Below are 24,870 nucleotides of genomic sequence, written 5' to 3'. Positions count from 1 at the left end.
GCACTCGGCACCACCTGATCGAAGGTGTCCGAGCGCGTATTTCAGGGTGCCTGGGTGGAGGACTCGCGCGGCTAGGGCTTGGCGGCGCAGTCCGCGCACGTGCCGAAGATCTCCACGGTGTGGCTGACCTCCGAGAAGCCGTTCTCGGCGGCGACGCGGTCGGCCCACTTCTCCACGGCGGGTCCCTCGACCTCGACCGTGTGCCCGCACCGCCGGCACACCAGGTGGTGATGGTGGTGCGCCGAGCACCGCCGGTAGATCGCCTCGCCCGTGTCGGTGCGCAGGACGTCCACCTCGCCCGCGTCCGCCAGGGACTGCAGCGTCCGGTACACGGTCGTCAGCCCGATGCCCTCGCCGCGCTTGCGCAGCTCCTCGTGCAGTTCCTGGGCCGACCGGAATTCGTCGAGCGTGTCGAGCAGCCGGGACACGGCAGTGCGCTGCCGGGTGGACCGCAGCCCGGGTACCGGTGCGGTCGGGCGCTCGCTTGTCGTCACTGTTCCTCCGTCCGACGGGTCCGCTCGTTACTACCATGCGGACCTTCCTCGACGTGTGTCACGGCGTCGACCACGATGTGCGCCAGATGCTCGTCCACCAACCGGTAGACGACCTCGCGGCCGTGCCGTTCGCCGTGCACGACCCCGGCGGCCTTGAGCACCCGCAGGTGCTGGCTGATCAACGGTTGCGCCACGCCCAGGATCTCGACCAGCTCGTGCACGCACAGGTCGGCGGACCGCAACTGGAGCACGATCGCGATGCGCACGGGCGCGGCCAGCGCCCGCAACAGCTCACCGGCGGCGGAGAGCGTGCGGACCGACGGCGGCGGCGCCGGTCGCGGGGCGTCGCGATCGGGGGAGTGCACGTGCTCGCCTCGCACCCCAGCCGTCACGGCACCTCCCGGTGGTATGGATTTTCACCACCGATAGTAGCCCCGCCTACAGCACCGACACCGTGACCAGCACCAGGATCGCGAGCACCAGTACCCGCAGGGCACGCGCGGGTACGGGCAGCAGCGGCCACGTCACCACCAGCAACGACAGCACCCCGAGGCACAGCACGCCCAGCACCGCCGCGCCGACCGGCCCGCGCACCAGCACACCGACCGTGAACAGTCCGAGAACCAGCAGGAACACCACGGGCGCCGGCACCCGCGCGAGCGGACCGGCACCGGGGACGAGGGGGCGCTTGGCGTCGCGGTTCACCGTGGCATCCTTGCACCGTGCTGCTCGCCTGCCGGTTCACCGTCGCCGAGGCGGACGCGTCGGCGTTCACCGACCGGGTCGCCAAGGCACTGGCCCTGCTCACCGCCCAGCCGGGCGTGCGGGCCGGGCGGTTGACCCGGTCGACCGATCAGCACGACCTGTTCCTGCTCACGGTCGAGTTCGAGTCCGTGCCCGCGTACCGACGCGCGTTGTCGCCGTTCGAAGTACGCGAAGCCGTCGTCCCGCTGTTGTCGACGGCCCATCCGGAACCGTCCGCGTTCGAACCCTTGTTGGACGCCGAATCGGGTGACGTCCGGCAGAGCGAAAGCCTGGTGGCGGCGGATGCGTTCACGGTCCGGCTCGGCGAGGCGGCGGGACCGACGACCGCGCGGTGAGCAGCCGGGACTAGTCTGATGACCCCCGTTTGACCCCTTGTGATGGAGTTTCCCGTGGCAGCCGATCGCATCGACACCGTCGTCAGCCTGTGCAAGCGTCGCGGGTTCGTGTACCCGTGCGGCGAGATCTACGGCGGTACGCGCTCGGCCTGGGACTACGGTCCGCTCGGCGTCGAGCTGAAGGACAACATCAAGCGCCAGTGGTGGAACTTCATGGTGCGTGGTCGCGAGGACGTCGTCGGCTTGGACTCGTCGGTGATCCTGCCGCGCGAGGTGTGGACGGCGTCGGGCCACGTCGAGGCGTTCGTCGACCCGCTGATCGAGTGCAACTCGTGTCATAAGCGGTTCCGCCAGGACACGCTGGTCGAGGAGTACGCCGAGCGCACCGGCAAGGAGGTCGCCGAGGGCGACGTCTCCGACGTGCCGTGCCCCCACTGCGGCACGCGCGGCCAGTTCACCGAGCCGAAGATGTTCAACGGCCTGCTCAAGACCCACCTCGGTCCGGTGGAGACCGAGGAGGGCCTGCACTACCTGCGGCCCGAGACCGCGCAGGGCATCTTCACGAACTTCCTGAACGTGCAGACCACGTCGCGCCGCAAGCCGCCGTTCGGCATCGGCCAGATCGGCAAGTCGTTCCGCAACGAGATCACGCCGGGCAACTTCATCTTCCGCACCCGCGAGTTCGAGCAGATGGAGATGGAGTTCTTCGTCGAGCCGGGCACGGACGAGGAATGGCACCAGTACTGGATCGACGAGCGCACGCGCTGGTACACGGAGCTGGGCATCGCCAAGGAGAACCTGCGGCACTACGAGCATCCCAAGGAAAAGCTGTCCCACTACGCCAAGCGGACCGTGGACATCGAGTACCGCTTCCGCTTCGGCGGCCAGGAGTGGGGTGAGTTGGAGGGCATCGCGAACCGCACGGACTTCGACCTCACGACGCACTCCAACCACTCGGGCGTGGACCTGTCGTACTTCGACCAGGCCACGAACAGCCGGTACAAGCCGTTCGTGATCGAGCCCGCGGCGGGCGTGGGCCGGCCGATGATGGCGTTCCTGCTGGAGGCGTACGTCGAGGACGAGGCGCCCAACGCCAAGGGCGGCGTGGACAAGCGCGTCGTGCTCAAGCTGGACCGCCGCCTCGCGCCGGTGAAGGCGGCCGTGCTGCCGTTGAGTCGCAACGCCGAGCTGTCGCCCAAGGCCAAGGACCTGGCCACGGCGTTGCGCCGGCACTGGAACATCGAGTTCGACGACGCGGGCGCGATCGGTCGCCGGTACCGGCGGCAGGACGAGATCGGCACGCCGTTCTGCGTGACGGTCGACTTCGACTCGTTGACCGACCACGCGGTCACGGTGCGGGAGCGCGACACGATGGCGCAGGAGCGCGTGTCCATGGACCAGTTGGAGTCCTACCTGGCCGCCCGCCTGATCGGGGCCTGAGCTTCCGTCGAGTCCGCCGTTCCCCTTGGTGGGGTGCGGCGGACTTCGTGTGTCCGGACGACCGGTCATGGGTGCCGGTCGTGCGGGTATGGCATTCCGGCGGGGTCGCGAGGTTGACTCACGCCATGTTCTCCAGCATCGCGGCTCTGTGCTGCGCCATGATGGCCGGCGTCTTCTTCGCGTTCTCCGCGATGGTCATGCCCGGTCTGCGCCGGACCGATCCCGAGGTCGGCCTCGCGGCCATGCGGGCGATCAACATCGCCGTCGTGAACCCGTGGTTCGTCTCGCTCTTCCTCGGCACCGGCGCGGTGTCGGCGGTGGCCGCGTTCACCGACGGCGGGCTCGCGATCACGGGTGCCGTGCTCTATGCCTTGGGTGGGTACGTGTTGACCTTCGCCTATCACATCCCGCGCAACAACGCTCTCGAACGAGAGGCAACTTCCGACTACTGGTCGAAGTACCTCAACGAATGGGTGCCGTGGAACCACGCCCGAGCGGGTGGCTCGCTGGCCGCCGCGATCGTATTCCTGCTGGCAGCTCTCGGTTGAAAAAGTTTCGTCTCTCTGGCGTTTACATAGCGTGACGATACGTCCTATCTTATGAATCTCGTCACGAACATTCGAGTGAAACTTGCCTGATAGGCCCCTCGATTAACCTCGACGTCATCCCGATTGGCGACACTTGATCCACAGGTCGCGGTGGATCGGGGGCTTTCATGGTGCGCGCGCTGACGACGTTCGTCGTCTTCGTGCTGCTCGCGGTCCTCACCCCGGCGACGGCGCACCTCGCGCCCGTCGTCGTGCGCTCCGCCCACTCGGCCGGCATGCCCGCCGAGGAGGAACCGCCACGTGAGGCCCGTCAGGCCCCCGAACCCCGCGTGACCCTCTGCCCCCGCCGGATGTCCCCGGTTCGGCGGCGACCCCTTCACCGCGCCCCTTCGGCGCCGGCACACGAGATCAGCACCCGCCCTGTCCGGCCGTGCGCTCGTGCCGACCACCTCCACGAACGGACAGCTCCCGACGTGTTGCAGGTGTTCCGGAACTGAGACCCCATCCCCGCCACAACTGAAGAAGTCCACCTGACGAAGTGAGGAAATTCCATGGAATTCCATCACCTGGTTCAGCACGCCCGGACGCATTCGCTGCGGCGGCCCAGGGAAGCCGGCCGGCGGTTGGCGCTGGGGCAGTCGCCCACCGCGCTGTTCATCACGTGCGCCGACTCGCGCATCGTGCCCGCGGCGATCACCGGTGCTCAACCTGGCAGCCTCTTCGAACTCCGAACGGCCGGCAACGTGATCCCGCCATACGGAGAGCATTCGACGTCCAGTGAAATGGCCACGATCGAGTTCGCCATTGTTCACCTGGGCGTGCGCGAAGTAGTGGTGTGCGGCCATTCGCACTGCGGCGCCGTGCAGGCGTTGCACAAGGGCGGCGTCGACCACCTGCCCCTGATGCGCCGCTGGCTGGCCGACCACGGCCAGGGCTCGACGATCGTCGCCGAGGCCGACCCCGGCATGCGCGCCGAGGGACAGCACCACGTCACGGCCCAGCTCGAGAAACTCGACGACTACCCGTTCGTGCGAGAACGCGTCCAGTCGGGGGCGTTGCGCGTGCACGGCTGGTTCTACGACATCGAGTCCGGCGACGTGCTGGCGCACAGTCCCGACGGGTTCGTGCCGCTATGACCCGCCAAGAGGAGCTGCCCGCCCGGACCGGGACGTTCGTCCCCGACATCGGCGCGTCGCTCGTGGTGTTCCTGGTGGCGTTGCCGCTGTGCGTCGGCGTCGCGGTCGCCTCGGGCGTGCCCGCCGAACTCGGCATCGTCACCGGTGTCGTCGGCGGCCTGGTCGCGGGCGTCCTGCCGGGCAGCAGCCTCCAGGTCAGCGGCCCGGCGGCCGGGTTGACGGTGCTCGTCGCCGACGCCGTCGCCTCGCACGGCCTGGCCGCGATGGGGCTGATCGTGCTCGGCGCCGGTCTGTTGCAGATCGCGATGGGCCTGTTGCGGCTGGGCCGCTGGTTCCGGGCCATCTCCCCGGCGGTCGTGCAGGGCATGCTCGCCGGCATCGGCCTGGTCCTGATCCTCAGCCAGCTCTACCCGCTGGCCGGGCAGGAACAGCCGCGCACGACCGGCGAGAAGTTCGCCGGCCTGTTCGAGCTGCTGCGCGACGCCGTCGTGAACCCGGCCGCCGTCGCGGTGGCCGTGCTCACCCTCGTGGTCACGGCGTTGTGGCAACGCGCACCGGAGAAGGTGCGGATGGTGCCGGGCATGCTGGTCGCGGTCGTCGTGGCCAGTGCGGTCGGGGCGTTCCTGCCCGTGCCGCGCATCGAGGTCGGCCCGCTGTCGGACGTGATCATGCTGGTCGACGTGTCGCTGCTGGACGCGGGAGTGTTCGGCGCGATGCTGACGTTCGCGTTGGTCGCGTCGGCCGAGAGCCTGTTCAGCGCGGCGGCGGTGGACCGCATGCACAACGGTCCGCGTACCCGCTACAACCGGGAACTGGTCGCGCAGGGCGTGGGCAACACGGTGTGCGGTGTGTTGGGCGCCTTGCCGATGACGGCCGTGATCGTGCGCAGTGCGACCAACGTGCGGGCCGGTGCGCGGACGAAATTGTCGCGCGTGCTGCACGGCGTGTGGTTGCTCGTGTTCGTGGTCGTGCTGCCCGAGGTGTTGGCGTTCGTGCCGATCGCCGTGCTGGCGGCGTTGCTGGTGCAGGCGGGGTGGAAGCTGTTGGAGCTGCCCCGCGTGGTGAAGCTGGTGCGGACCGACCGTGCGGAGAGCGCGGTGCTGTTGCTGACGGCCGGGCTGATCGTGGTGACGGACCTGTTGACCGGGACCCTGGTCGGGTTGTTGGCGGCCGTGGTGAAGACGGCGTGGGACGTGTCCCGGCTGTCGGTCGTGGTCGACGAGGACGGGCCGGACCACGAGCACGTGACGTTGCGCGGGAACGCCACGTTCCTGAAGCTGCCGAGGTTGCTCGACGCCTTGGAGGGCTTGCCGGTGACCAAGCACGTGCGGGTGGACCTGCGCGGGCTGCGGCACCTGGACGACGCGTGCCGGCAGGCGATCGAGGGCTGGGCCGAGGCCCACCGCGCGGCGGGGAGGTCGGTGAACCTGATCAGACCGTGAGTGCCGGTTCCCGTGGCCGGTGTCGTCCGGCCACGGGAACCACTCCGGCATCAGTCGGTCTTGAGCGACTCAAGCCAGGCGCGGCTGACGGTGAGGGTGCCCGCTTCGGGGTTCTTGCTGTCGCGTACGCGCAACCGCCTGCCGTCGTGCGCGACTTCGACGCAGTTGCCGCCGCCGGTTCCGCCGCTTCCCGAGTAGCTGCTCTTGCGCCAGGTGGCCATCGCACTTCCTTCGTCAGGTTTGCTCGTCGTAAGTGTTCACGGCCTCCCTGAGCACGTCCAGCGAGTCGACGGCCGAGAGCGCCTTCCCGGTGAGGATTCCCCACCGCTGGGCGCATTCCCTGACGTGGTCGACGTCTTCGATGTACACCGCACCTCCCTGCCCTTCCGCATAGCCGAAGTCCGGGATGGGCGCGGGCAGCGTCAGCAGCGAGAACGGTCCGTCGAGCGCAGGCGAGGCTCCGGCGCTCTTCTGCAAGATCTGGACCGTGACGTGGTTCTCGGCGCCGGTGTCGATCAGACGCTGCAACTGGTCTCGCATCACCGCCGCCGAACCGACCGGCCGTTCGAGGATGGCCTCGTCGAGGATGACGTGCAGCCGCAACGGCACTGTCCGGTTCAAGACCTGTTGCCGGGCCATGCGTGCTTGGACGCGCCCCTCCGCGAGATCTCGCTCCAGCCCCGGATTCGCACCGTAGATCAGCGCCCGGGTGTACTCGGGCACCTGAAGCAGTCCCGGCACCACCATGGTCTCGAACTCGCGGAGTCGGACCAGCGCGGCCTCGACTCCGAGGAACTCGTGGAAGTCCGATGGCAGGTCCTTGCGCAACGCCAGCCAGTACCCGCGTTCATTGACCGTCGAAACCAATCCCAGCAACCACGGGCGGATCGTGGGGTCGTAGACTCCGTAAAGGTCCAACAACTCCTCGACCTCGTGTCGTTTCACGCCCTGTTCGCGTGTCTCGATCCGACCGAGCTTGGACCGCGACCACTTTCCCTGTCCGTCGCGTAGCCTTTCGACCACCTGCTCGATCGTCATACCGGCCGCTTCCCGCAGTTGGCGGAGCGTTTCCGTGAGTTGCCACCGCCGCACGGTGGCGTTGACGGCACCTTCCTGAGTCATGCCCGAGATACTCCAATCAGGTGAATAAAGTGGGAAACCACTTTCCGTCCCACGGGGACCGCGCCACTCTATCGCTACCAACGGTGATCAACCGACAGTGACACGGAGGCAATCGAGATGACCATGACGTTCGACCGCAAGGAGTACGAGGAGTTCGTCGCCGCCATGATCGAGGATGAGCGGCCGAGGATGTTCGCCGTCCTCCGTGAGTACGGCGAGTGCGAGGATGCCGAGGTAGTCGCATGGGGCTTCGCCTGGACCGGGCACGCCACCGCCTTGTTGCCCGGAGGCAACGTGCTGCGCTCCGGCTCTGCGGACCGCGCCGCCCGCGTCCTGGAACGAGGCCACCACGGCCCGACCCGTCTCGTCTGGATGGATCACTCCGCGTAGTCACCGAGTGGGAACCCGTTTTCGGCGGGTTCGTGATCGAAACGGTGTTGCGCCGAGACGGCCGAACGCTCCCGCTCCCTCCCGGGTGAGAGGATCGAGGTGTGGACGAGAAGTCATTCGCGGCCCTTCTGTCGAAAGCCCTCAGGGGAATCGACCATCCCGAAATAGTCGTGGTCGAAGATCTCCGGAACGAACGGGGGTCCGCTTCATTCGACCTGGTGCGAATCGAGTTCGCCAACGGCGGCGAAGGTTTCATCGGAGTGCACCACCAAGGCGTGGGGTCATGAGGAACTACAGGCTGAAGGATCTTCTCCGGCAGGTGCTGGGCGAGGCCGACGGGATCGCGTCCGTCGAGCGGTTGAAGGACGACAAGCGCAACAACCCGCTTCGGGTCCACTTCACGACCGGCGGGTACAAGGACCTGTCGGTGCGCAACACGGCACCCCCGAGCGGTGACAACCACGACAACCCCGAGGTCGTCGTCCACCGGGACGGCAGCACCCGGCAGGGCCCGACGGGTCCGGAGTGGAAGCGGCAGGCCGGAGGGAGTGCCTGAGTGCACAACTCGCGGTGTCTGAACGTATAACTCGCGGGTCAGGGGAGTGGGGTCAGGAGGGCGGTGGTGACGGCGTCCAGGGTGGCTTCCGCCGTCGCGGCGGGGACTCCGGAGTGGAGGGACAGGATCGCCACCACGTAACGGGACCGGACGATGCCCGCGCTGTGCAGGTACAGGTCCGCCGGCAGGTACCACATCCAGCCCTGTTTGGCGTAGGCGTCGACGTCCGGCCCCATCAGCGCGAAGCCCTGGTCGAAGCCGTCGGCGGCGGTGTCGGGGGCCGAACCCAGTGCGTCGACGATGAAATCCCTTTGGTCCGCCGGGAGTCCGGTGAGGATGTAGCGGTACAGGTGCACCACGTCGTCCGCCGACATGGTCACGTCGCCCCACTGCGTCGGGTCCGTCGGTGGTGACGTCGCAACGAGACCAACGCGGGTCGCGACCCGCGTTATCGCACCCATGCCGTCGTGCCTGTCCCACAACGCGTTCATGGCCGAGTCGTCGCTCAAGCTCAACGCCCGCACCAACAACTCCCGGTCGTCCGCCGACGCCGAAGGCAGCACGTCCACCGCCACCAGCAGCTTCCTCAACGACGCCGTGGGGAAGGGTTCGGCGCTCCGGCTTCCCGCCGTGGCACCGGTTTCCAGGTCCAACACCGACACTGCCAGGTCGCCTTCGGACGACGCCGCCACGGCCGCCGCGATCGCGGTCGGCAGATCGGGCGCGGTGACGGTGGCGCTGGACGGACTGGTCGTGCCCGAGGAATCCGAGGAGGCCGAAGGGTGCGAAGAGTCCGAGGAGATCGAAGGCGCGGACGCCGCCGCGTAACCGGTCGGTTCCACGGCCGTCCGGGACGGGTAAAGCGCCACGGCCACAGTGACCGCCACCACTGCCCACCAGCGTCTTCGCACACTTCGACGATCCGTTTCACAACCGCCGGATGTCGAGCGATTCCTCCTGGGGGTTCCCTGAAGAGTCGCGGACGACGACGTACGCCCCGCCGCGCGACCGCTCCGAGACCGCCTCGACGAGCCGCGTCCCGAAGTACACGAGCCCGGCTCCGTCGTCGGTGCAGTGTGTTTCCGGCAGCACGCCATCACGCACCGCCTCGTGCACCACGGGCCGACGCGCGGCTTCCGAGTCGAAGTGCACGCCGCTGCCGTAAGGCAGGAACCCGAGCCCGTTCGTCACGACCCGCAGTTCCGGCCCGAACGAATCCGTCGAACCGCCCAGGTACCAGCAGATCGACCCGGCCGACACGCCGCCGAGCACCACGCCCCGCTCCCACGCCGTGCGCAGCACCGGCCCCAGCCCGTGCACCGTCCACACCGCGAGCAGGTTCGCCACGGACCCGCCGCCGACCCACACGACGTCGTGCGACAGCACGAACTCCGCGACGTCCAGGACCTGCGGCATCGGGAACAGGTTCAGGTGCGCCAGGTCCCACCCGGCGACGCGGGCGGCTTCGTCCACATTCGCTTGCCATGATCTTTGGTCGCCGGACGCCGTCCCGACGTGGCACACCCGGGGTCTGCGCGCCCCGGACAGCTCGACGGCGTGGTGCACGAGGGCACCGAATTCGATCTCCGTGCGTCGCCCGGCGATGTATCCGCCTGAGGTCGCGACGATCGTCGGTTGGTCGGCCGGCATGCCGTGATCATCCCGTGGAATGTGGTTTCATCGAAGCGTGCCCCCCGCATCCTTCCCGGCCCGGGTCCGCAGGCTCGTCCAGCGCGTCGTCCTCGGCGGACTGCTGATCGGGTTCCTCGTGGTCGGCGGCACCGCGTTCCGCGTCTGGCAGGTCGCCCGCGAGGACGACCGCACGCACGCGGACATGGCCGTGGTCCTCGGCGCCGCGCAGTACAACGGCGTTCCGTCACGCGCGCTCGAAGCCCGCCTGGAGCACGCGCGCCGCCTGTACGACCAGGGGGTCGTCTCCTACATCGCGACCACCGGCGGCCGGCAACCCGGCGACGAGTACACCGAGGGCGAGGCCGGGCGGATCTGGCTGGTCGAGCACGGCGTCCCCGAGGACCGCGTCGTCGAGGTCGGCTTCGGCACGGACACGCTGGGCAGCATCCGCGCACTGGCCGACGCCGCCCGCGCCCGCGACCTGAAGACGGCCGTGATCGTCTCGGACCCGTGGCACTCGTTGCGTGCCCGCACCATGGCCGAGGACCAGGGCCTGGAGGCGTGGACGTCGCCGACCCGCTCGGGACCCAACGTGCAGACCCGCGAGACCCAGCTCTACTACATCCGGCGCGAGACGTTCGGCCTGCTCTACTACCACCTGATGAAGGCACCGGTCGACGTGTTCGACGGCATCACGCAGGGCTGAATTAGGCTCGACGGATGAACGCCGGCTACACCGCGCACGACGCCGAACGCCGGACCGAGGAGAGACCGAAAGCCGCGCTGCTGCCCGACGCGGTAGAGGAACTCCGGACGCCGTTCGCGCGCGACCGCGCCCGCGTGCTGCACAGCGCCGCGCTGCGCCGGCTCGCGGGCAAGACCCAGGTCGTCGGTCCGGGCGAGGGCTCGGAGGTCACGGGCGTGCCGCGCACCCGGCTGACCCACTCGCTGGAGGTCGCCCAGATCGGCCGGGGCATCGGCGGGACGTTGGGCTGCGACCCGGACATCGTGGACACCGCCGGGCTGGCGCACGACATCGGCCACCCGCCGTTCGGCCACAACGGGGAACGCGCGTTGAACGCGGTGGCCGCCGACTGCGGCGGTTTCGAGGGCAACGCCCAGACGTTGCGCATCCTGACCCGCCTGGAACCCAAGACCCGCACCGGGCTCAACCTCACGCGGGCCTGCCTGGACGCGGCGACGAAGTACCCGTGGGCCCGGCGTCCGGGCACCGTGAAGTTCGGCGTCTACCAGGACGACCTCGACGTGTTCGGCTGGCTGCGCGAGGGTGCGCCGGAAGGCCGCCGCTGCCTGGAGGCCCAGGTGATGGACTGGGCCGACGACGTCGCGTACTCCGTGCACGACGTGGAGGACGGCGTCCTCGCGCACCGGATCACCCTGGCCGCGCTGGGCGACGTGACCGAACGCCGGGCCATCGCGGACCTCGCCGCCCGGCACTTCTCGCCCGAACCGGTCGCCGCGCTGGAGGAGGTGGCCGCCGACCTGCTGCGGCTGCCCGTGATCGCGAACCTGGCCGAGTACGACGGCTCGTTGCTCGCCCAGGTCAACCTCAAGCGGCTGACCAGCGAACTCGTCGGCCGGTTCGCGTCGGCGGCGGTCGGCGCGACGCGACGCGAGCACGGCGACGGACCGTTGCGCCGCTACGCCGCCGACCTGGTCGTGCCGCCGCGCGTGGCCGCCGAGGTGGCGCTGCTCAAGGCCGTCGCCGTCCGGTACGTGATGAGCGATCCGGTGCACCTCGAACGCCAGGCACGCCAACGGGAGCTGATCGGGGAACTCGCCGAGACGTTGGGCAAGGGCGCGCCCGACACGCTCGACCCGGCGTTGCGTCCGGCGTTCGAGAGCGCGTCGTCGGACGCCGACCGGCTGCGGGTGGTCGTGGACCAGATCGCGTCGCTGACCGACGCCCAGGCGCAGGCGTGGCATCGGACCCTCGTGCGCGGGAACGGGCACACTCGGGCGTAAGACCCCGACCCGCGAGGAGAAGCATGCTGACGTTCGCCCTCAAGCTGCACGACGCCCTCGCACCCGATCGCACCGCCGACGTCTGCTGGTCGCCGTTCTCGGTGGCGAGCGCGTTGGGGACGACCGCGCAGGCCGCGCGCGGCCGGACCGCCGACGAGCTCACGGCGTTGCTCGGGGACACCACCCCGGTCCGGGAGACCCGGATCTCAGGCGACGACGTCACGTTCGCCGTCGCCAACACGCTGTGGGCGTGGGACGCGTTGCCGGTCAACGAGTCTTTCCTGACCGATCTGTCCGCTTGGCCGGGTGCCGCGGTCCGGTCGGCGCCGTTCGCCGAGGACGTCGAGGCCGCGCGCAAGCTCATCAACGCCGACGTCGCCGACACCACCCGCGGCCTGATCCCCGAGCTGCTCGACCGCGGCGCGGTCAAGTCCGATACGGTCGCCGCCCTGGTCAACGCCCTGTACCTGAAGACCGCGTGGACCGAGGAGTTCCCGGAGCACGACACCGAGGACCGGCCGTTCCGGGACGTGGGCGACGTGCCGACCATGCGCCGCGAAGCCAAGTCCGGCTACGCGCACGCGGCCGGCTGGCAGGCCGTGACGATCCCCGCGCACGGCGGCGTCGAGGCGGTCGTGCTGCTGCCCGACGACGACCTCGGCGGGCTCTCGGGCGTGCCGACCGTGCTGGGAGCGTTGCAGCGGCGCAACGTCGAGCTGTTCCTGCCCCGACTCCGGGCGAAGTCCTCCGCGCTGCTGTCGGAGCCGTTGCGCGACCTGGGCGTCCGGACGCTGTTCACCAAGGACGCGGACCTCACCGGGTTGAGCCCGGACCCGCGCCTTTACGTGGACGAGGTCGTGCACGAAGCCGTGCTGCGCCTGGACGAACAGGGTCTGGAGGGCGCGGCGGCGACGGCGGTGATGATGCGCGCGGTGTCGCTGGAGCTGCCCGAGGAACCGGTGACGGTCCGGGTCGACCGGCCGTACCTGCTGCTGGTCCGCCACCAGCACACGGGGGCCGTGCTGTTCGTGGCCCAGGTGGCGCACCCGTAGCACCCGGTCGGGCCGGCGGTCGGGTGGCGATCGCGTCATCGGGTGCGGGCTATGGACGTCACGTCGTGTAATGGCTTCGACGTGTGGTCCGGCACGGGGAGTTCTCACCGAGCGTGACCCCGATCCCTCCTCGTCAGGCGGAATGCCGAGGAGGGATGGGTACCAACCCGTCTTGATCCCGACATGGAGTCGGGGATTGGTTCAGGTCAGCGCTTGATGACGAAGTCGAACTTGCCGGCGTACCGGTTCGACGTCAGCGGTCCGAGCGCGATCAGCGTGTCGGTGATGTAGTACGCGTCGCGGGCGTTGAGCTGCGCGACGTTCATCCCGTACGCCTTGGTGTCGCCGGGGAAGTACAGCTGGGTGGTGAGGATCGGACCGTTGGGCGCCTGGACCTTCACGTGGATGTGCGGGGTCCGGCCCGGGTAGTCCTTGGGGACGATCGTCTCCAGCGTGTACGAGCCGTCGGCGTTCGTGAACTGGTGGCCGCGACCGCGGTACTGCGCGGTCGAGTTGTCGTACTGGCCGCGCTGGTCGGCCTGCCAGAAGTCCAGCAGGACGTTGCCCAGCGGCTGGCACCGGATGTTGTAGACGAACCCGGTGAGGCTCAGCAGCACGCCGCTCACACCCGTGGTGCGCAGGTTGGTGCGCTTGGGCGAGTTGCGTCGGAAGTACGGGCCTTCGATCACCGGTGGCGTGTCGTCGCCGTCGGTGCACTGCGGCGTCAAGGGCAGGGTGGCGCCCTGGGCCCGCTGTCCGCTGCCCGCCACGCCGGCGATGCCGACACCCGCGGCGGTCACGGCGACGGCGGTCGCGCCGGTCGCCATGAACGAGCGACGTGTGGTGCCGTCCTCGTGCTTTTCGGTCATGGTTCGCGTCTCCTCATGCAGGGGGAAAACGGCTGAGGAGAACGTAGCCTGGTCTAGACCAGAAAGGATCAGCCGAACGGTTCACTCCGTGTGGGTGAACGGTTACGCCATGTGGTCAGAACGTCACGTGGCGCAGCTTGTCCGGGTTGGAGATGTCGAACAGACCCGAGACTTTCCCGTCACGGAAAGTGAAAGTCCCGACCCGTGCGGCCAGGTCCTCCCGCTCCGCGAACCGGAACCCGAGGTCGCCGTTCACCAGAACCGGGACCGCGTCGGACAGGCCGCCGTACTTGCGGATCAGGCCGAGCAGGAAGCGGGCCACCTTGTCCGCGCCGACGACCGGGTGCAGCGCCGTGCGCGCCCGCCCACCGCCGTCGCCGACCACCACGGCGTCGGGGTGCAGCAGCGCCACGACCGCGTCCACGTCGCCGCTGCCCAGCGCCGCCACGAACCGCTCGATCAACTCCCGCTGCTCGGTCAGGGCGACCCGGGACGGCGGTGCCGCGTCCGCCGCCGCACGCCGGCCGCGGGACGCGTGCTGGCGGGCCGTGGCCACCGCGCAGCCCAGCACCGCCGCGATCTCGTCGAACGGCACGCCGAACGCGTCGTGCAGCACGAACGCCACCCGCTGCTCCGGGCCGAGCCGGTCGAGCACGACCAGCGCCGCCAGCCGCACGCCCTCGTCGAGCACCGCGGCCTCGGCCGGGTCCGCGCGCGGGTCCAGCGTCGTCACGACCGGCTCCGGCAGCCAACTGCCGACGTAGCTCTCCCGCCGCACGGCCGCCGACCGCAGCCGGTCCAGGCAGATCCGGCCCACCACCGTGGTCAGCCACGCCCGCGGTTCCACGAGCGGCTCGCCGGTCCGGTTCGCCAGCCGCAGCCACGCCTCCTGGACCGCGTCCTCGGCGTCGGCGACGCTGCCGGTCAGCCGGTAGGCGACCCCGACCAGGTGCGACCGGTGCTCGTCGAAAGCGGCGGCGAGGTCGGGATCGGCGGTCGTCACGGTGCCCAGTCTGCCGGCACTAGACTCGACGACCGTGGCAGGACGCATCCGGGAAAGCGACATCGCGGTCGTACGTGACCGCAGCCGGATCGACGAGGTCGTCGGGGACCACGTGTCCCTGCGCCGCGCCGGCGGCGGCGCGCTCAAGGGCCTGTGCCCGTTCCACGACGAGAAGTCGCCGAGCTTCAACGTCCGGCCGACGCACGGCACCTACCACTGCTTCGGGTGCGGCGAGGGCGGCGACGTCATCGCGTTCGTGATGAAGATCGAGCACCTCGGCTTCGTCGAGGCGGTCGAGCGGCTCGCCGACCGCGCGGGCATCCAGCTCACCTACGAGGGCGGCGGCGCGACCATCCAGCGCGACCGCGGCACCCGCAGCCGGCTGATCGAGGCGCACCGGTTCGCCGCCGAGTTCTACGCGGAACAACTGTCCACCCCGGACGCCATGGCCGCGCGGGAATTCCTGGCGCAGCGCGGTTTCGACCAGGCCGCCGCCCGCCAGTTCGGCTGCGGCTTCGCGCCCGCCGGGTGGGACAAGCTCACCAAACACCTGCTGCACCAGGGTTTCGAACTCACCGAGCTGATCAAGGCCCAGCTCACCAAGGAGGGTCGGCAGGGACCGATCGACCGGTTCCACCGGCGGCTGCTGTGGCCGATCCGCGACCTCGGCGGCGACGTCGTCGGCTTCGGCGCCCGCCGGATCTTCGACGACGACCAGATCCAGGCCAAGTACCTCAACACCTCGGAAAGCCCGATCTACAAGAAGTCCCACGTCCTGTTCGGGCTGGACCTGGCCAAGCGGGAGATCGCGAAACGGCGCCAGGCCGTCGTCGTCGAGGGCTACACCGACGTGATGGCCATGCACCTCGCGGGCGTGCCCACGGCCGTCGCGTCCTGCGGCACGGCGTTCGGCGCCGACCACATGAACGTGCTGCGCCGGCTGCTGATCGACGACGACCTCAACGGCGAGGTGATCTTCACCTTCGACGGCGACGCGGCCGGGCAGAAGGCCGCGCTCAAGGCGTTCGAGGGCGAACAGCAGTTCTCCGCGCAGACCTACATCGCGGTCGCGCCCGACGGCATGGACCCGTGCGAACTGCGCCAGGAAAAGGGCGACAACGCCGTGCGCGACCTGGTCGCCCGGCGCACCCCGCTGTTCGAGTTCGCGATCAAGGCCCAGCTGCGCGGCTACAACCTGGACTCGGTCGACGGCCGCGTCGAGGCGTTGAAGAAGATGGTCCCGTTCGTCGCCCAGATCAAGGACCGGGCCAAGCGCGACGGCTACGCCACCCAGCTCGCCTGGTGGGTCGGCTGGGAGGACGAGGCCACGGTCGTCCGCCGCGTGCGCGAGACCGCGACCGGCAAGGTCTCCCCGTCCCGGCCCCGGCGGGTGGACCCCGACCAGGGCACGCTGGTCGAGGTCGGCGCCCGGCCCAACCCCGCCGACCCGGCGCTGTGGCACCAGCGCGAGGCGCTCAAAGCCGCGTTGCAGGTGCCCGAGATGGCCGGGCCGCAGTACGACGTGCTGCCCGACGACGCGTTCACGCACCCCGCGTACCTCGCCCTGCACCAGGCGATCCGCACGGCCGGCGGCGCGTCGTCCGGGCTGAGCGGACCGGCGCTGGTCGACGCGGTGTCCCAGGCGTGCGCGGGCCAGACCGAGCGGTCCGTGCTGACGGAGCTGGCCGTGGAACCGTTGCGCACCAAGGCCGACGACGAGTACCGGTACGTGCAGTCGGTGCTCACCAGGTTGCAGCAGATCCTCGTCGGCGGGCAGATCGCCGAGATCAAGTCCCGGCTGCGCCGGGTGTCGCCGATCGACGAGGCCGACGAGTACCGCGCGCTGTTCGGCGACCTGATCGCGCTGGAGGCGTACCACAAGGAGTTGGGCGAGCAGGCTGCCGGAGGGCTGTAGACGTGGTGTTCCGGAGGATCTTCGGCTCGGGCGCCCCCAAGGGGTTCGCCGGTGTGCTCGAACGCGACGAGAACGTGCTCGCGTCCGCCGCGTGCGGCGACGAATGGCTCGTGGCCACGACCCTGGGTCTGTGGCTGCCCGGCCCGCGTCGCGTCGGCTGGCACCTGATCAGCAAGGCGACGTGGGGCTCGGGCGCGTTGACCGTGGTCGAGGCGGTGGAGGACGGCACGGCGGGCGCGGCCGTGCTGCTGCGCGACCTGCCGGCCGTGCGGTACCCGCTGGCGACGCCGGGCCGCGTGCCCGAGGTCGTGTACGCCCGCGTGACCGGCGCGATCCGCGACCGCGAGCGCAACGAGGAGTTGCGGGCGTGGTTCCTGCGGCGCAAGGTGCCGGGTCGGGACGGCGTCGTCCTGCACGTGCGACCCGATCCGGACGCGGACGTCGAGCGCGTGCGCCGAGTGGCCGCGAGCGTGGCGGAGAAGCTGGCCCGACCCTGACGGAGGCGCGTGATGTGGGACCCGACCCGCTACCTGGACTTCGCCGACGACCGCGCCCGCCCGTTCCACGATCTGGTGAACCGGATCGGGGCCGAGGATCCCCGTCGCGTGGTCGACGTGGGCTGCGGGCCGGGCCACCTGACCGAGGTACTGGCGCTGCGCTGGCCCAAAGCGGTGATCGAGGCGTTCGACTCGTCGCCGGAGATGGTCGAGTCGGCGCGGGGGAGGGGCCTGGCCGCCACGGTCGGCGACGTGCGGACGTGGCAGCCCGAGCCGGACACCGACGTGGTCGTGACCAACGCCGTGCTCCAGTGGGTGCCCGGCCACGAGGACCTGCTCCGGCGCTGGCTGCGCGCGCTGCCGTCCGGCGCGTGGTTGGCGATGCAGGTGCCCGGTAACTTCGCCGACCCGACCCACCGCCTGGTGCACGAGGTCGTCGGCGAGTCGTGGCCCGCGCTGCGCGGACTGCTGCGCGAGGCGCCGGTCCTGGACCCGCTGGGGTACGCGCGGGTGCTCGGCGGCGCGTCCGTCGACGCGTGGGAGACGACGTACCTGCACGTCCTGACCGGCGACGACCCGGTCCTGGAGTGGATCACGGGGACGCTGCTGCGGCCGATCCGCGCCGCGCTGACCGACGAGGCCTGGCAGGCGTTCCGGGACGAGTTGGCGCCGAGGCTGCGCACGGCGTACCCGCCGGACGACGACGGTGTCACGCACCTGCCGTTCCGACGGGTCTTCGCCGTGGCGCGCGTGGCCTAGTTGGTGCGCGGGATGACCGGATCGGGCCGGCCGTTCGAGTCGGGCACGGTGAACGACTCCCGCCGGGGCGGACGCCCGAACCCGGTCTTCTCACCCACTTTGGCCCGGACGGCATCCGTGGCGCCCCGCACCGCCGGGTGGTCGGCCACCGCCCGGTACAACCGGACGATCTGCTCGTAACGTCGACGCCCGGCGCGGGCGCCCAGGACGTAGCCGACTGCGGCGCCGAACAGGATGGCTTTCACGGTTCTCCTCCCATCGTCCCTGGTCATGTCCCATCCTGCCGGAAAAGGAGGGGGGTGTGCGCGAACACGGCCCGACATGCGCTAGAGTTACCTCCCGTCGGGCCGCGAAGCCCGGCGCACAACAGAACATTCCCCCATAGCTCAACGGCAGAGCATTCGACTGTTAATCGAAGGGTTACTGGTTCGAATCCAGTTGGGGGAGCGTAATCGCAGCTCAGGCCCCGTCCACTTCGGACGGGGCCTGAGCTTTGTCGGTGTCGCCACGCTGTTCCCCGTTTCCGGTCGGTCCTCCTCCGAGGATGTCCACCACCCCGGCGGGCGAAACCTGCCGAAACTGTCTGACCCCGCTGTCACCCTGGACGCCATGGACATCGACGGGTTCTGGCAGTTGGTCGACACCGCACGTGCCGACGTTCCCGACGCCGACGAGGTCGCCGCACGCGTGAGCGCCTTGCTCGCCGCCTTGCCGCGCGAGGAGATCGTCGCCGCCGACCGGGTCTTCGAGGAACTCCTGGCGTCGTCGTACCGCACTCCACTGTGGGCGGCGGCCTACGTGGTCAACGGCGGGTGTTCCGACGACGGCTTCGACTACTTCCGCGGTTGGTTGATCGTCCAGGGCCGGGAGACGTTCGAACGGGTCGTGGCCGATCCCGACGCGCTCGCCGACCTGCCCGTGGTGCGGGAAGCGGCGGAGGAGGGGGACGAGTTCGACTGCGAGGAAGCCCTGGGCATCGCCTCGGACGCGTACCGGGCCAAGACCGGCGAGGAACTCCCCCTCGACCCGGACCCACCGGTGCTCCCCGTCCTGGAGGCGGACTTCGACTTCGACGACGAGGAGGAGGTCCGCGAGCGGCTGCCCCGCCTGGCCGCCCTGTACTACGGGTGAGTCGGGCATCCTGTAGGCATGGCCGACCGCTTCGCGAACCTGCGCCGCATCGAGGCTCTGGACCCGGTGACCGGGCACCAGGAGATCCTGCGCATCACCGCGGGCTACGAGTTCCCGTGGGACTACGTGAAGTCGCTGGAGTTCGCCCTGTTCCGGACGTACTGCGTGCCGTCGATCTCGGGTCTGCTGGCGCGCACGCGGGAGTTCGAACGCCGGCCGCAGCGGCGGTACGACGACACGGCGTTGCTCATGGCCGAGTTGATCGACCACGGCTACGACTCGCCCCGGGGCAGGGAGGCGCTGCGGGTCGTGAACCGGCTGCACGGCCGGTTCGAGATCACGAACGACGACATGAAGTACGTGCTGTCGACGTTCGTGTTCGACCCGGTGGACTGGCTGGACGCGTACGGCTGGCGACCGCTGGTCGAGCAGGAGCGGCAGGCGTCGTTCCACTTCTACCGCGCGGTGGGGGTGCGGATGGCGATCAAGGACCTGCCAGGGACCTACGCGGAGTTCCGGGAGTTCAAGGACGCGTACGAGCGACGGGAGTTCGTGTACAGCGAGACCAACCGCCGGATCGGGCAGTACACAGTGGACCTGTTCTGCTCGTGGTACCCGTACGTGCCGAAGGCGCTGACCTCGCAGGCTGTCCTGTCGTTCCTCGACGAGCCCATGAGTCGGGCCTTCGGCTTCACCCGCCCACCCGCCGCGGTGGGCGCCCTCGCTCGGGGCACGTTGCGCCTGCGCAGCAGGATCGTCCGCCGCCTACCCGCCCGGACGGCCCCGCCCGCCCCCCGTGCGGCCTTGACCGATCAGCCGAAGAACCGCACGTACCCGGGCTACCCGACCGGCTACGAACCGTCCGGCCTAGGGGCGGAGTAGCACGTCTTGGTCACGTGCTGACGGGTTGCGAGGACGCCAAGCCCCCGAATCTGTACTCTCCAAGACCGCGACTTCACCGGGGGCGGTAGCTCAGCTGGTCAGAGCAGCGGACTCATAATCCGTCAGGTCGTGGGTTCGAGCCCCACCCGCCCTACAGTTTGGCCTGTTCGGAAAGGGTGGCGATGATCGGCTTCAAGATCACCGCCACCCCTTTGCCACGCTTTACCCCCGTCACCCCTTAATCGCCTCCAACGCGTCTGCGGCCTTGCGTCCGGCCACCCGACGCCCCATGTACACGTCCTGGGTGGTCGAGACCTTGGAGTGTCCGAGCTGGTCGGCGATCTGCCGGGCGCTCAACCCCGCCTCGTCGAGGATGGTCGCCACCGAGCGCCGGAACGTCCGGAACGTCACCCACGGGTACCCCGCCCGTGTCCTGAACTCCCGCCACCGGGCCAACGTGTTGTGCTTGTCCCGCAGCCCGCCGCGCGAGTTCGGGAACACCGGTCCCCGCAGGTCCGCCTGGTCGACCCCGAACCGTTCGGCCAGCCTCCCCCTACGCTCCCGCAGCACGCCCACCAGCCACGACGACAGCGGCAGCGCCCGTTCGGAGACGTCCGTCTTGCCGCGGCTGACCCGCTGCCCCTCGCCCTTGACCCGGATCAGCCCGCCGCCCCAGGTGACCGTGCCCGTGTGCAGGTCGAGGTGGTGCCAGTGCACCGCCAGCCCCTCACCCGTCCGCTCACCCGTGCCCGCGTACCACCGGGCCAGATCCGGCAGGTCGTGACGCATCGCGACCTCGTCGCCGTCGAGCTTGGCCAGCAGATCGGCCAACTCGCCCAACGACAGGACCCGGGCACGCTCCCGGCGTCCCTCCAACGGCGCCACGTCCCGCACGGGATTCGACACCAGCGCGCCGTGCCGCACCGCCAAGGCGCACACACCGGACAGCACCGTGCGCACCGTCTTGGCCGTCGACGAGCTGGTCCGGTCCTGCACCGTCGCCACCACCCGGTCGAGCCGGGCCACGGTCAGCTCACGAATCCGCAGGTCCCCGACGGCCGGGAGCAGCAGGCCCCGGAGTCGGTTTTCGTAGGTCTCTCGCGACGTGGGGGAGCGGCGGCCCGCGTCGACCGACCGTTGGAACGCCTCCAACCACAGCTCGGCGGCGTCCCTGAACCTCATGTCGGACGTGATGCCGTCCGACCCGGCAGGCCCCTTCCGGTCCCGCAACGCCTCCTTGAGCGCGCCGACCGCACCGGCCTTGGTCCGTCCCCGCCGCTCGACCGGCCGCGTGACGCCATCGTGGTCGCGGAAGTTCGTCCGAGCCCGCCACCCCGAGCGGTCACGGTACGTGCGGATCGTGCCGAACGTCCCGATCGGCAACGGTGGTCGGGCCATCAGGCCACGCCGTTCGGTAGCGAGTCCACCCAGGCCCGGACCTGGTCGGGCACGAAGCGGACGTACTTGCCGACGCGCTTGCCGGGCGGTCCGTAGTTCTTCGTCCGCCACTGGTACAGCGTGTTCACCGGGACGCCGAGGAACTCGGCGACCTCCTTCATCCCCCAGAGCTTGTTCATCTCCGTGCCTCCTTGTCGTACCTGGCTTTGCGGTGCTCGCGGGTGCGTTCGGCGATGGCCGCCGCGAGTTCGCGCTCGGCGTCGTCGCGGTGGCCCGAGCCCGTGTACTCCCAGTGGGAGACCAGCAGGACCGTGTCCGCGTCGTGGCCGAGCCGGTCGAACAGCTCGGCGGTGCGGAAAGCGCGGCGTTCGGCGCGCATCGCGGTGAACGTGGTCGAGTAGTGCTTGGACTTGGTCAGGAAGTGGCCCCGGAAGCCGAGCATGTGCGCCCACCGCCGCAGGTTCAGGGCCTGGTAGGCGGGCAGGCCGCCGAGGTCCCACGCCGTCCGGATCATGCGGCGGTGGTGCTCGGACACCCGCAGGTGGTCGATGTCCAGCCGCGAGCGGATCGGCCGGTCCGCCGCCTCGCTCTTGCCGGTGCCCTTGGTGGCGTACTTGGCCACGTACCCGGCCAGGCGGGATTCGCTGATCGCGCCGTCGTCCTCGAACCGGTCCGCGTCGGCCGGGCGGATCGTGCGGACGTCGACCTGGGCGCCCCAGCGCATCACGGTGGTCGTGCCGTCGGGGTGTTTCTGCTCCACGCGGGACGCACGGGCCGCCGCGATCACGGCGTGTTCGAGCATTTCGGCGGTGGCCCACGAGGGGGAGGACGCCGCGGTGCCGTCCGGGCCGTCCACGCGGATGACGGCGTGGAAGTGGACCAGGCCCCGGCGTTGGTACTCGGCGACCTTGGCGAAGGAGACGCGGGCGTGGTGCGTGAACTCGCGCACGGTCAGCCCGGCGGCCCTGGCCAGGGCACGGCGCAGCGCGGTGGTGAACCTGGCCCACAGGGCTCCGGCGTTGGCGTTCCACAGCACCGCGCCGACGTAGTCGTAGGCGTCCGGGTCCACCGGGGTGCCCAGGGCCGGATCGGCGGGGTGGTGCCAGGTGCCGCACCCGCACGGCAGCGCCTTGCCCCGGCTCGTGGTGCGGCGGCCGTGCACGGGGCCGAACGAGGGGGCGGTGAGGGTGGCGAACACGCGCGGCTTCCCGGCGACCGTGACCGGCACGCCCTTCGACCCGCCCGCCAACCCGGCGTGCATGAGGTGGTAGGCGTCGGCCGCGTACCGGTCCGAGCACGACGGGCACACCGACTCGCGGCGGTTGCCGCAGGGGATGAACACGTCCCCGCCGTGCCAGTCCAGCAGCGCGCCGGTGGTGGCGTGCTGGACCTGCCAGCCGCCGGTCATCCGGATCGGCTTCGCGCAGCCGCCGGTGCCCTCGACCTTGTCCCGCCATTCGCGGTAGTCCGCACGGCGGACCCGATCGGCGATTCGATTGTCCAGAGTGGACGTCACAAGCGACCTCCTTTCCTTGTGGCAGAACGAGAAGCGGGGCACGGCCGGGGAGGTGTGGCCGTGCCCCGCCCATGAGGGCAGGTGAGGTTCCCGCCCTGGATCAGGAGCGGTCGACGGCGCGACGTCGGAGCCTCGGTGCGGTCACCGCCAGGCGTACGAACACGGTGGCCGCCTCGCGCTCGCGCCAGCCCTCCCCGTTCTCGGCGGACAGGGCGGCGGACAAGTGCCCGCAGGCGGCGGACACGTCGGCGGTGAACCGCTCCCGCTCGCCGCACTCCACCTTTTCGGCGTAGGCGACCACGTCGGCCAGGTCGAGATAGGTACGGGCGATCGCGGAGCGCAGGTCCAGGTGACACGGGCCGTCGTGGCGCATCACGTCGCGAGCGGCCTCTCTGTAGTCGTGTTCGGTACCGACGGTGGTAGTGGTGCCGGTCATGGCGTTCTCCGTGAAGTTGAGGACAGAACGGGGAGCGGGGCACGACCGAGGGGAGTGGTCGTGCCCCGCTCATGGGGGCAGGCGGGGGGATGCCTGCCGTGGTCAGGTGAAGCTGTGCCCGTTGTGGGCGTGGACCTCGGCGACGATGCGGTCCGCCAGGTCGGCCGGGACGCGCACCGCCTGGCGGACGTCGTCGGCGGTGAGCGCACGGCCCTGCGCGGCGACCTGGTCGGCCTTGGCCTTCACCGCGTCACGGATCGGGTCCGGCAGCCTCAGCCGGGTTCCGGTCGCCGACGCCGCCGGGCTCGGGCGGGAGGCGGCCGGGACCGGCGCCGGGGCGGGTGTGGGGGCGGTGCCCGCCCGCCGGTAGGCGTCGGTGACCGCCTGGTTCATGCGCTGCTGGATCACCGGCATGACCTCGGCGACCATGAACACCACCAACGGCACGACCAGGTGCACCGCGAAGTTCCCGAACTCGAACCGCACGCCCGGCGTCCACAACGGAGCCAGCGTGGGCCAGACGTTCATGAACAGCGTCGAGCCCAACAGGGTCCGCTTCAGGCGCTCCACCCACCGGCTGTCGACCGCCACACCCCGGTGCAGCACCTCGGACTCGAACGCCAACAGCGTGATCAGGATGCCCGCCAGCATCGGCTCGGCCAGCCACGCCGCCCACCACAACGGATCGGCGGCGGTACGCGGCCCGGCCAGGAAGTCCTGCACGCCCGCCGTGGTGAACCCCAACCCCAGGGTCAGGAAGAACCACATGCCCCGGGTGATCAGCCGCCGCTGGGACTCGATGCGCACCGCGACCATGTCCGGGTCGTCGACCAGGCCGCGCAACTGCGCGGACTCGGCACGCTTGCGGCGCAGGCCGACGACCCGCCTGGTGACACCGGCCTGAACGTCGATCCCCTCGGATTCGTCGGCCCGCACCACGGTCACCTCCCCGTGTGGCGTACGAAGTCGGACAACGTCCCGGACATGTACCGGTAGTAACCGGCCAAGTCCTCGTGGACCGTGATGAGTCCTCCCGCAAGCTCGGCCGCACGCTGCCAATCCGCCGCAGTGGCCGTCTCCTCACCGATGCGGATTATCGCGGCCACGTAGTCGTCGACCAGGCCCTGTGCACGCTCGCGCAGCTCGACACCGTCGACCTCACGCCAGTTCACCGCGCACCCCGCAGGTGCGACCACCGGGTCCGGGTGTTCTGCCCGTCCCGGGTGAGCTTGACCAACAACACGTCCCGGCGGACGGCACCGTGTCGTAGGACGGCCGATCCGCACTCGACCGCGTACCGCTGGACCAACAACGACTCCACCATCGCGGCGACGTCGTCGTGGGCGTGGCGGCAATGGCCGTCACCGTCCAGTTCGACCACCCGCCCGGAGTGCTCCAACCGGCCCACACGGCCGTCGTGCACCAGGTCGAACACCTCGACCAGCAGGTCCGGTTTACCGCCGAACCCCGACGGCCTGCCCCGCCTGGTCTCCACCGGCTCCGGACGGTCCTCCGCATCGGCGAACAGGTCGAACTGGCCGGGGTGTCGACGGGATGCCATCGCCG

General features: G+C 70.1%; 34 protein-coding genes and 2 tRNA genes. 19 read left to right on the top strand and 17 right to left on the bottom strand.

What is annotated here, in order from left to right:
* Nucleotides 1-71: 71 nt before the first annotated feature.
* Genes F4559_RS25795 through F4559_RS25785 form a run of 3 tightly spaced genes read right to left on the bottom strand, consistent with a single transcriptional unit; the run spans nucleotide 72 to nucleotide 1,199 of the window.
* Entirely contained in the window at nucleotides 72-494 is a 423-nt protein-coding gene (locus F4559_RS25795) for a Fur family transcriptional regulator (RefSeq protein ID WP_184672889.1), read from the bottom strand.
* Nucleotides 491-886: an ArsR/SmtB family transcription factor gene (locus F4559_RS25790; RefSeq protein ID WP_184672887.1), complete on the bottom strand. Its 396-nt coding sequence runs from the start codon at nucleotides 884-886 to the stop codon at nucleotides 491-493. Before F4559_RS25790 ends, F4559_RS25795 begins: the two co-directional genes overlap by 4 nt.
* 46 nt (nucleotides 887-932) lie before the next feature.
* Entirely contained in the window at nucleotides 933-1,199 is a 267-nt protein-coding gene (locus F4559_RS25785) for a hypothetical protein (RefSeq protein WP_246445329.1), read from the bottom strand.
* 17 nt (nucleotides 1,200-1,216) lie between these two features.
* Here F4559_RS25785 and F4559_RS25780 point away from each other — a divergent pair, with 17 nt between their 5' ends.
* The 6 genes from F4559_RS25780 to F4559_RS25755 all read left to right on the top strand — a co-directional run bounded on the left by F4559_RS25780 (nucleotide 1,217) and on the right by F4559_RS25755 (nucleotide 6,160).
* The gene (locus F4559_RS25780) at nucleotides 1,217-1,594 is read left to right on the top strand and encodes an antibiotic biosynthesis monooxygenase family protein (RefSeq protein WP_184672885.1); all 378 of its coding nucleotides are present in this window, start codon (nucleotides 1,217-1,219) and stop codon (nucleotides 1,592-1,594) included.
* 54 nt (nucleotides 1,595-1,648) lie between these two features.
* A complete protein-coding gene (locus F4559_RS25775) occupies nucleotides 1,649-3,034 on the top strand; it encodes a glycine--tRNA ligase (RefSeq protein WP_312865821.1) in 1,386 nt (461 codons plus the stop codon).
* Nucleotides 3,035-3,105: 71 nt separating this feature from the next.
* Nucleotides 3,106-3,582 (top strand): anthrone oxygenase family protein, encoded by a 477-nt coding sequence (locus F4559_RS25770; RefSeq protein ID WP_184672881.1) that lies wholly within the window; start codon nucleotides 3,106-3,108, stop codon nucleotides 3,580-3,582.
* Between the two features lie 167 nt (nucleotides 3,583-3,749).
* Nucleotides 3,750-4,079 (top strand): hypothetical protein, encoded by a 330-nt coding sequence (locus F4559_RS25765; RefSeq protein ID WP_184672879.1) that lies wholly within the window; start codon nucleotides 3,750-3,752, stop codon nucleotides 4,077-4,079.
* 54 nt (nucleotides 4,080-4,133) lie between these two features.
* Entirely contained in the window at nucleotides 4,134-4,718 is a 585-nt protein-coding gene (locus F4559_RS25760; protein ID WP_184672877.1) for a carbonic anhydrase, read from the top strand.
* Nucleotides 4,715-6,160: a SulP family inorganic anion transporter gene (locus F4559_RS25755; RefSeq protein WP_184672876.1), complete on the top strand. Its 1,446-nt coding sequence runs from the start codon at nucleotides 4,715-4,717 to the stop codon at nucleotides 6,158-6,160. Before F4559_RS25760 ends, F4559_RS25755 begins: the two co-directional genes overlap by 4 nt.
* A 50-nt stretch (nucleotides 6,161-6,210) precedes the next feature.
* Here F4559_RS25755 and F4559_RS25750 read toward each other — a convergent pair whose 3' ends face one another.
* Together F4559_RS25750 and F4559_RS25745 are read right to left on the bottom strand one after the other, a co-directional pair.
* Nucleotides 6,211-6,381, bottom strand: coding sequence for a DUF397 domain-containing protein (locus tag F4559_RS25750; protein ID WP_184672875.1), 171 nt, complete (start codon nucleotides 6,379-6,381; stop codon nucleotides 6,211-6,213).
* A gap of 13 nt (nucleotides 6,382-6,394) precedes the next feature.
* Nucleotides 6,395-7,282, bottom strand: coding sequence for a helix-turn-helix domain-containing protein (locus F4559_RS25745; RefSeq protein ID WP_184676209.1), 888 nt, complete (start codon nucleotides 7,280-7,282; stop codon nucleotides 6,395-6,397).
* A gap of 117 nt (nucleotides 7,283-7,399) precedes the next feature.
* Here F4559_RS25745 and F4559_RS25740 point away from each other — a divergent pair, with 117 nt between their 5' ends.
* The 3 genes from F4559_RS25740 to F4559_RS25730 all read left to right on the top strand — a co-directional run bounded on the left by F4559_RS25740 (nucleotide 7,400) and on the right by F4559_RS25730 (nucleotide 8,228).
* A complete protein-coding gene (locus tag F4559_RS25740) occupies nucleotides 7,400-7,672 on the top strand; it encodes a hypothetical protein (protein ID WP_184672874.1) in 273 nt (90 codons plus the stop codon).
* 101 nt (nucleotides 7,673-7,773) lie between these two features.
* On the top strand, nucleotides 7,774-7,959 hold the full coding sequence (locus tag F4559_RS25735) for a hypothetical protein (RefSeq protein ID WP_184672873.1): 186 nt from the start codon (nucleotides 7,774-7,776) through the stop codon (nucleotides 7,957-7,959).
* Nucleotides 7,956-8,228 carry a hypothetical protein gene (locus tag F4559_RS25730; protein ID WP_184672872.1) on the top strand — a complete coding sequence of 91 codons (273 nt, stop codon included), beginning with the start codon at nucleotides 7,956-7,958 and terminating at the stop codon, nucleotides 8,226-8,228. Before F4559_RS25735 ends, F4559_RS25730 begins: the two co-directional genes overlap by 4 nt.
* 38 nt (nucleotides 8,229-8,266) lie before the next feature.
* Here F4559_RS25730 and F4559_RS34615 read toward each other — a convergent pair whose 3' ends face one another.
* Nucleotides 8,267-8,884: a serine hydrolase gene (locus F4559_RS34615; protein WP_513851473.1), complete on the bottom strand. Its 618-nt coding sequence runs from the start codon at nucleotides 8,882-8,884 to the stop codon at nucleotides 8,267-8,269.
* Nucleotides 8,885-9,155: 271 nt separating this feature from the next.
* Entirely contained in the window at nucleotides 9,156-9,878 is a 723-nt protein-coding gene (locus F4559_RS25720) for a Type 1 glutamine amidotransferase-like domain-containing protein (protein WP_184672870.1), read from the bottom strand.
* A gap of 19 nt (nucleotides 9,879-9,897) precedes the next feature.
* Between F4559_RS25720 and F4559_RS25715 the strand changes: the two genes are divergently transcribed.
* The 3 genes from F4559_RS25715 to F4559_RS25705 are packed head-to-tail and all read left to right on the top strand — an operon-like array spanning nucleotide 9,898 to nucleotide 12,898.
* Nucleotides 9,898-10,566, top strand: a complete 669-nt coding sequence (locus tag F4559_RS25715; RefSeq protein WP_184672868.1) for a YdcF family protein — start codon at nucleotides 9,898-9,900, stop codon at nucleotides 10,564-10,566.
* Between the two features lie 14 nt (nucleotides 10,567-10,580).
* Nucleotides 10,581-11,846, top strand: coding sequence for a deoxyguanosinetriphosphate triphosphohydrolase (locus tag F4559_RS25710; protein WP_184672867.1), 1,266 nt, complete (start codon nucleotides 10,581-10,583; stop codon nucleotides 11,844-11,846).
* Nucleotides 11,847-11,869: 23 nt separating this feature from the next.
* Nucleotides 11,870-12,898 carry a serpin family protein gene (locus F4559_RS25705; RefSeq protein ID WP_184672866.1) on the top strand — a complete coding sequence of 343 codons (1,029 nt, stop codon included), beginning with the start codon at nucleotides 11,870-11,872 and terminating at the stop codon, nucleotides 12,896-12,898.
* Between the two features lie 206 nt (nucleotides 12,899-13,104).
* Here F4559_RS25705 and F4559_RS25700 read toward each other — a convergent pair whose 3' ends face one another.
* The gene (locus F4559_RS25700) at nucleotides 13,105-13,767 is read right to left on the bottom strand and encodes a dioxygenase family protein (RefSeq protein ID WP_184672864.1); all 663 of its coding nucleotides are present in this window, start codon (nucleotides 13,765-13,767) and stop codon (nucleotides 13,105-13,107) included.
* A gap of 115 nt (nucleotides 13,768-13,882) precedes the next feature.
* On the bottom strand, nucleotides 13,883-14,770 hold the full coding sequence (gene sigJ, locus F4559_RS25695; RefSeq protein WP_312865819.1) for an RNA polymerase sigma factor SigJ: 888 nt from the start codon (nucleotides 14,768-14,770) through the stop codon (nucleotides 13,883-13,885).
* Nucleotides 14,771-14,804: 34 nt separating this feature from the next.
* Between sigJ and dnaG the strand changes: the two genes are divergently transcribed.
* The 3 genes from dnaG to F4559_RS25680 are packed head-to-tail and all read left to right on the top strand — an operon-like array spanning nucleotide 14,805 to nucleotide 17,941.
* Nucleotides 14,805-16,685 carry a DNA primase gene (gene dnaG, locus F4559_RS25690; protein WP_184672861.1) on the top strand — a complete coding sequence of 627 codons (1,881 nt, stop codon included), beginning with the start codon at nucleotides 14,805-14,807 and terminating at the stop codon, nucleotides 16,683-16,685.
* Nucleotides 16,686-16,687: 2 nt separating this feature from the next.
* Nucleotides 16,688-17,182: a hypothetical protein gene (locus F4559_RS25685; protein WP_184672859.1), complete on the top strand. Its 495-nt coding sequence runs from the start codon at nucleotides 16,688-16,690 to the stop codon at nucleotides 17,180-17,182.
* Between the two features lie 12 nt (nucleotides 17,183-17,194).
* Nucleotides 17,195-17,941 (top strand): trans-aconitate 2-methyltransferase, encoded by a 747-nt coding sequence (locus F4559_RS25680; protein ID WP_184672858.1) that lies wholly within the window; start codon nucleotides 17,195-17,197, stop codon nucleotides 17,939-17,941.
* Here the strand turns inward: F4559_RS25680 and F4559_RS25675 are convergent.
* The gene (locus F4559_RS25675; RefSeq protein ID WP_184676565.1) at nucleotides 17,938-18,186 is read right to left on the bottom strand and encodes a hypothetical protein; all 249 of its coding nucleotides are present in this window, start codon (nucleotides 18,184-18,186) and stop codon (nucleotides 17,938-17,940) included. The two genes, F4559_RS25680 and F4559_RS25675, sit on opposite strands and share 4 nt — an antisense overlap.
* A 130-nt stretch (nucleotides 18,187-18,316) precedes the next feature.
* Here F4559_RS25675 and F4559_RS25670 point away from each other — a divergent pair.
* The 4 genes from F4559_RS25670 (at nucleotide 18,317) to F4559_RS25655 (ending at nucleotide 20,108) form a co-directional block, all read left to right on the top strand.
* Nucleotides 18,317-18,388: transfer RNA gene (locus tag F4559_RS25670), tRNA-Asn, on the top strand.
* A gap of 162 nt (nucleotides 18,389-18,550) precedes the next feature.
* Nucleotides 18,551-19,072, top strand: a complete 522-nt coding sequence (locus tag F4559_RS25665; protein WP_184672857.1) for a DUF4240 domain-containing protein — start codon at nucleotides 18,551-18,553, stop codon at nucleotides 19,070-19,072.
* Nucleotides 19,073-19,090: 18 nt separating this feature from the next.
* The gene (locus tag F4559_RS25660; protein ID WP_184672855.1) at nucleotides 19,091-19,954 is read left to right on the top strand and encodes an oxygenase MpaB family protein; all 864 of its coding nucleotides are present in this window, start codon (nucleotides 19,091-19,093) and stop codon (nucleotides 19,952-19,954) included.
* 79 nt (nucleotides 19,955-20,033) lie between these two features.
* Nucleotides 20,034-20,108, top strand: a tRNA-Ile gene (locus F4559_RS25655).
* Nucleotides 20,109-20,185: 77 nt separating this feature from the next.
* On the opposite strand, the gene F4559_RS25650 is transcribed toward F4559_RS25655, so the two are convergent.
* The 7 genes from F4559_RS25650 to F4559_RS25620 all read right to left on the bottom strand — a co-directional run bounded on the left by F4559_RS25650 (nucleotide 20,186) and on the right by F4559_RS25620 (nucleotide 24,865).
* Entirely contained in the window at nucleotides 20,186-21,352 is a 1,167-nt protein-coding gene (locus F4559_RS25650) for a site-specific integrase (protein ID WP_184672853.1), read from the bottom strand.
* On the bottom strand, nucleotides 21,352-21,531 hold the full coding sequence (locus F4559_RS25645; protein ID WP_184672851.1) for a helix-turn-helix transcriptional regulator: 180 nt from the start codon (nucleotides 21,529-21,531) through the stop codon (nucleotides 21,352-21,354). Before F4559_RS25645 ends, F4559_RS25650 begins: the two co-directional genes overlap by 1 nt.
* Entirely contained in the window at nucleotides 21,528-22,868 is a 1,341-nt protein-coding gene (locus tag F4559_RS25640; protein WP_184672849.1) for a replication initiator, read from the bottom strand. Before F4559_RS25640 ends, F4559_RS25645 begins: the two co-directional genes overlap by 4 nt.
* A gap of 100 nt (nucleotides 22,869-22,968) precedes the next feature.
* Nucleotides 22,969-23,304, bottom strand: coding sequence for a hypothetical protein (locus tag F4559_RS25635; RefSeq protein WP_184672847.1), 336 nt, complete (start codon nucleotides 23,302-23,304; stop codon nucleotides 22,969-22,971).
* A gap of 102 nt (nucleotides 23,305-23,406) precedes the next feature.
* Nucleotides 23,407-24,240, bottom strand: a complete 834-nt coding sequence (locus tag F4559_RS25630) for a hypothetical protein (protein WP_312865818.1) — start codon at nucleotides 24,238-24,240, stop codon at nucleotides 23,407-23,409.
* A gap of 5 nt (nucleotides 24,241-24,245) precedes the next feature.
* Complete coding sequence (locus F4559_RS25625) at nucleotides 24,246-24,476, bottom strand: hypothetical protein (protein ID WP_184672845.1); 231 nt, start codon at nucleotides 24,474-24,476, stop codon at nucleotides 24,246-24,248.
* The gene (locus F4559_RS25620; protein ID WP_184672843.1) at nucleotides 24,473-24,865 is read right to left on the bottom strand and encodes a hypothetical protein; all 393 of its coding nucleotides are present in this window, start codon (nucleotides 24,863-24,865) and stop codon (nucleotides 24,473-24,475) included. Before F4559_RS25620 ends, F4559_RS25625 begins: the two co-directional genes overlap by 4 nt.
* Between the last annotated feature and the right edge of the window lie 5 nt (nucleotides 24,866-24,870).

This window comes from Saccharothrix violaceirubra, from assembly GCF_014203755.1.
Classification (GTDB): Bacteria; Actinomycetota; Actinomycetes; order Mycobacteriales; family Pseudonocardiaceae; genus Actinosynnema; species Actinosynnema violaceirubrum.
Note: the sequence above shows the minus strand (reverse complement) of the source record. Positions and strands in the feature narration are given on the sequence as shown.